Here is a 4,902-nt window from a genome sequence, read left to right as displayed (position 1 = left end):
GTGTATTTAGTTTAATAATAGGAACTTTTGTTAATTTTCCTGTTATTAATTCTGCTAATAATAATAAAGATGATAAATTTAAAATTTCAAATTTCATTGAAGTTAAAGCACTGCCTATTTCTATAATTATTCTTTGTATGGCATTTTGTTTTTCTGGAGTAATTTCCTATATAAATATATATGCAAAAGAATTGTCATTAATTGAAACAGCTAGTTATTTCTTTATTGTATATACTATTGTTGTTTTAATAACTAGACCATTTACAGGTCGTATGGTTGATAAAAAGGGTGCTGGATTTATAATATACCCTGCATTTGTTATGTTTTCAGTTGGATTATTCCTTCTAAGTTTTACTAGCAATGGATTTATGCTTTTATTATCGAGTGCTTTTATTGCTCTTGGATTTGGAAATCTTTCATCCATTTCTCAAGCAGTAGCAATTAATTCAACCACACCTAATCGTATGGGATTAGCTACGGCTACATTCTTTATTTTTTATGATTCTGGTTCTGGATTTGGACCTTCTATTCTTGGATTAATAATTTCATCAACAAGCTATAGAACTCTATACTTTATTTTAGGAATTGTAGTTCTAGTTGTATTAAGTGTTTACTATATTTTTACTAACAAAAAATCAAATGACTTTGTAATAGAGTAACATCTTCAGTCTTAAACTGTTAAATATAATAATTAAACTAAAAAATGCTAGCAAATAGTTATATACTATGCTAGCATTTTTCTATAAAAAGCAGCCACTATGCTTTACAGTATCTTTAAAAATAATCGTTACTTTATAATTAACATATTTATTTAATTCAGTTAAAAAATTATCTAATTCTTCATTAGATGAAAATATTGCTTCTATAATATAGCATCCATCCCCACCAATTTTATAATTATGAAACACATATTTTTCTTGTGCATCTATAAAGTTTAAAAATATACTATGATTATCCATTTTAGTTAAAGTAACAGTTATCATTACATGAATATTGTCACCTAGTTTTTCTCTATTTAAATTAATCGTATATTTATCTATAATTCCGCTATCTTCCAACTTCATTACTCTATTTGCTGTGGCTTGACCACTTAAATGTACTTTCTCTCCTAATTCTCTCATAGTAATTCGACTATTATTAAGTAATTCCTTTAATATAAGTCTATCTGTATTATCTAACATTCATCTATTCTCCTCTTTCATAAAAATTCTTAACTTATCCTACATTTATATTCTATAAACAATATTCATATAGTATCAATTATTTATATAATTGATACTATAAATTCCTATTTATTCTTTAATTATAAGACAAAGTCACTGATTTCATATCAATGGCTTTGTTATCTCGTTCTATTTAATATATTGTATTATAATTCGCATTATATAACAATTGTTCATTTATTCTTATTGTATCATTTTCAACACCGATTTAAAAAAAAGCCATTTAAAGTAGCTTCTAAACTAAAATAAATGGCTTTCATGCATATCTCTTATACACTTAGGATATATTATTTCACTAACTTTAAATATTAGCTTCTTTTTTAACTCATAATATGTGCTTTTAGATACATTTTTCTTTTTGCTGTATTAACTTATCTGATTGTTTTAAAATAACTCCTAAAATTCTATTTGATACATTGAAGAATTTGTTCAAGTAATTCTCTTAGATCACCTAGGTAAAGAGATATTACGGCAAGTTGTACTGTAATTATTGTTCCGATAAAACAAATAAAATGATTTAATGTTGTTGGTAATAAATTTTTAAAATTCATTTTTGCACCACCTTTAAAATAATTAATAATCTCTACTATATTTAACATATCATTATATTCTTTTAATATTTATCTTTAATCTTAACTTCTCTTAAACTGCGATATTATTGCTATTACTAAATTCTAGCCATTCTTTGTATACTTCTTCTTTATTTCTTAAAATAGCTTTCTTAACACTCTTTTCAATATCTAGTATCTCAATATATCCATATCCTTGTTTCAATAGTTCATCTTGAGTCATTTTGTTAATCTTACGTTTATTAAATAGTTCTATATCCCTTTTATTAAATATATCTAGGCTTAATATGAAGCTAGAGTATTTCTTAAATTTAAAGTCAAATGACATTGAATCAAATAACTCCTGGATAAAGTTTAATATATTAATCTCTTTTTTATATTTTTTTAGTAATCTTCCACTTGTTTGAATACTAAAATATACTCTTTCCGGATCATTATATTGAGATAACAAATTAGCTTCTAATTCATCCTCTCTCATTTTTAACCATTTATCTCTAATCATTTTACTTTTATTCTTTAAATTTCTAAAACCTCTTCTTTGTATATCTCTTATAGTTGTATGTGATGTGTCGTATTCTTTTGCTAAATCAACAAATTTCTTATTTTCAAATAAAGTCTTATATACTATTTCTTTTTCTCTTCCTGCTAATACAAGATTGATTTCTTCTTTGTATTTTTCAACCATTAATTTATTCACTACTGTCGCTTCTACATTAACGTTATCATCTGAAATAATATCCCCTAGATATAAGTCTTCATCTTCATTTGTCGGTGTATCAAAAGATATTGACTTGTAATTAGCCTGCCTTTTTATTCTATCCATATTTTGAAACTCTCTAAATATAGCTCTTTCAACAGATTCATATAACCATGATGTTAAAGTTTTTCCTTTGCTGCTATCGTAACTTTCAAATCCTTTAAATAATCCAATAGCTCCTATTTGTATTAGGTCCTCAAATTCGATTTTGTATATATTATTTCTATGCTTATAAGCTATCTTTTTAACTAATGGTTCCCATTGTATATAATCTTCATTAGTCATATATATCCCCCTCCCGCCACTACGAACTTACATTCTCATTTAATCAAACATATATTCTAATATAATTAGATCATTTTTCCCCTTAACCAACTATGAATAACCTATTATTTTTTCTAATTATTTTAATATAAAAAGAACAAAAATTAATTAGGTTCTAAAGCATTATAATAAAAATATTTTTATATAAATTTACTCTTTATTTATAGTTCTCACCACTATAATATTTTTTATATCATTTTCATAAAAAAAAGAGTCTAATTAACTTAGACTCTTTAAAACTCTCTATCTGATTATTTATTACATTATAACTTCCTTAAGAATTCACATTTGACAATTAAATAGAATACAATAACCTACAGTTTATCATTTTTACTTTTATCCCTTTTCAACTCCTTTTTGTATTCATTCAAACATAAATCATAGATTGCTTGAACTGCATTAGTAAAAATCACTTCTCTTTCTTCATCTGATACATTTGCAAAACTAACTTTGACTTTAGCTCTATCATTTTCATATTCCCTCGGTTCTAGATAAGTCATTATTAATTCTCCTTAAAAATCAAATTTATAATATAATTCTATAAATTCAAAATATATCCTCTAATAATTAGAACAAATGAGTAGAAAAATGATAAGTGTATTAGGAGATTTAGATAAACTAAACGGTGCTGTAAGCATGGCCTATGCAATTGAAGAAGCTATGGATTATGGCAATGGAAGTACAAAAGATTATGTTAGAGCTGTAGGTTTATTAGCAAATATATTATGCGATTTTAACAAAGATACTACAAGCTTGATTAATGAAGCTTTTAAAGTTAACAAAGATAATCCTAAAAAAGAAGAGATTATATAACATGAAATAGCTAGGAAGGAATGCTCTAACCTAGCTTATTAATTTACAAAAAATAAAGCCCTATAGGGCTAGGAGTTACGGAACCATTATAAAGGCTATCAGTAACAGATAGCTTCTATCTCTATGTGATACTTTATAGTGGGTTTATCCTGTAACTATCTTAAGTATATCATATACTTATGTTTTCTTCAAATTTTACCAATACTTTAATTTATAATAACTATTTCTTTTTGTTTAACATTATGATATTATATAAAAATAATATTTTACATAATAAAAAAAACAAATAAGGAGGAGAGCTTCATGAGGTTAAGTATTTCTCATATGCTCATTATAGTACTATGTATATGTTTAATGAAGTACGAACCAAGTACTTTAGAATTGATTATACATCAAGTAATTATTAAACTTACTTTTAAATAGTACTATATAGTAAGAGCATATATTTATTAGTATTTAAATATTATTGTTTAAATACTAATGGCTCTCCGATATAAATATAAAATTAATAAAATAAGAGAGCTAGTGGAAATTAATCCTATAGCTCTCTTATTTTATTAATATCATAAATTTAACTACTTAATGATCTTTTCCTTTAAATTATTTATCAATGCCATTTTTTCTGTACTACCACCTTTATCTGTATGATACTTCATTGATAACATTCTAAAAGCTTCCTTTAGTAGCTTTTTCTCATTATCATTGTAGTTACTAGATAGATTTTCTTGGTAACTACTAGAACTATAACTTCCTTGGCTATACCTACTATACCAATCTTCGAAAGCTTCCTTACTTTTTCTCTCGTAGTCTTTCTTGTGCTCATAATCTTGTTTTATTTGCTCTAATCTATATTTATTAGTTACGTTTCCAAATACGTCATAACATTCATCATACCCACTACCATAAACATTATTAAACTCATACTTTTTTTGATTGAATTTGCTTATGATATCTTTATAACTTTTATAAGTTTTATATTCTTCTGTATTATGAAATTCCTCTGTTATTCTATCTAGTAAAGGGTCTAACTTCTTATAAATTAATTCATAGAGCCTATCTTCCGTTATACCCATTTCTTTTAATTTATCCTCTACTCCCCAAAGTTCAAAACCATATTCTATAAGGTCATAATGCTCATGTGTACCAATTACCCATTGTCTCTTTTTTACCTTACCATCTTTTCTATAACTTTCATGTATGCTTATTTTATAAGCTT

7 protein-coding genes are annotated in these 4,902 nt (G+C 25.3%); 2 read left to right on the top strand and 5 right to left on the bottom strand.

Translation table 11 applies throughout. From position 1 onward, the window contains the following. The first annotated feature begins 14 nt into the window (after positions 1–14). Complete coding sequence (locus J7G74_RS12110) at positions 15–659, top strand: MFS transporter (RefSeq protein WP_330616563.1); 645 nt, start codon at positions 15–17, stop codon at positions 657–659. An 81-nt stretch (positions 660–740) separates the two neighbouring features. Here J7G74_RS12110 and J7G74_RS12105 read toward each other — a convergent pair whose 3' ends face one another. The 4 genes from J7G74_RS12105 to J7G74_RS12090 form a co-directional block, all read right to left on the bottom strand. Continuing rightward, entirely contained in the window at positions 741–1,181 is a 441-nt protein-coding gene (locus J7G74_RS12105; protein ID WP_297135731.1) for an Lrp/AsnC family transcriptional regulator, read from the bottom strand. A 446-nt stretch (positions 1,182–1,627) separates the two neighbouring features. Further along, positions 1,628–1,822: a hypothetical protein gene (locus J7G74_RS12100; protein WP_297135728.1), complete on the bottom strand. Its 195-nt coding sequence runs from the start codon at positions 1,820–1,822 to the stop codon at positions 1,628–1,630. A 43-nt stretch (positions 1,823–1,865) separates the two neighbouring features. Next, a complete protein-coding gene (locus J7G74_RS12095) occupies positions 1,866–2,834 on the bottom strand; it encodes a sigma-70 family RNA polymerase sigma factor (protein WP_297135725.1) in 969 nt (322 codons plus the stop codon). A gap of 353 nt (positions 2,835–3,187) precedes the next feature. After that, on the bottom strand, positions 3,188–3,373 hold the full coding sequence (locus tag J7G74_RS12090) for a hypothetical protein (RefSeq protein WP_297135722.1): 186 nt from the start codon (positions 3,371–3,373) through the stop codon (positions 3,188–3,190). A gap of 76 nt (positions 3,374–3,449) precedes the next feature. On the opposite strand from J7G74_RS12090, the gene J7G74_RS12085 reads away from it, so the two are divergent. Beyond that, positions 3,450–3,686, top strand: a complete 237-nt coding sequence (locus J7G74_RS12085) for a hypothetical protein (RefSeq protein WP_297135721.1) — start codon at positions 3,450–3,452, stop codon at positions 3,684–3,686. 575 nt (positions 3,687–4,261) lie between these two features. Here the strand turns inward: J7G74_RS12085 and J7G74_RS12080 are convergent. Continuing rightward, a partial coding sequence (locus J7G74_RS12080; RefSeq protein ID WP_297135719.1) for a hypothetical protein occupies positions 4,262–4,902 on the bottom strand: 641 nt, incomplete at its 5' end.

The sequence above is a fragment of the Terrisporobacter sp. genome, assembly GCF_017888745.1.
Lineage (GTDB): Bacteria > Bacillota > Clostridia > Peptostreptococcales > Peptostreptococcaceae > Terrisporobacter.
This window is presented reverse-complemented; position numbering and strand designations above follow the sequence as displayed.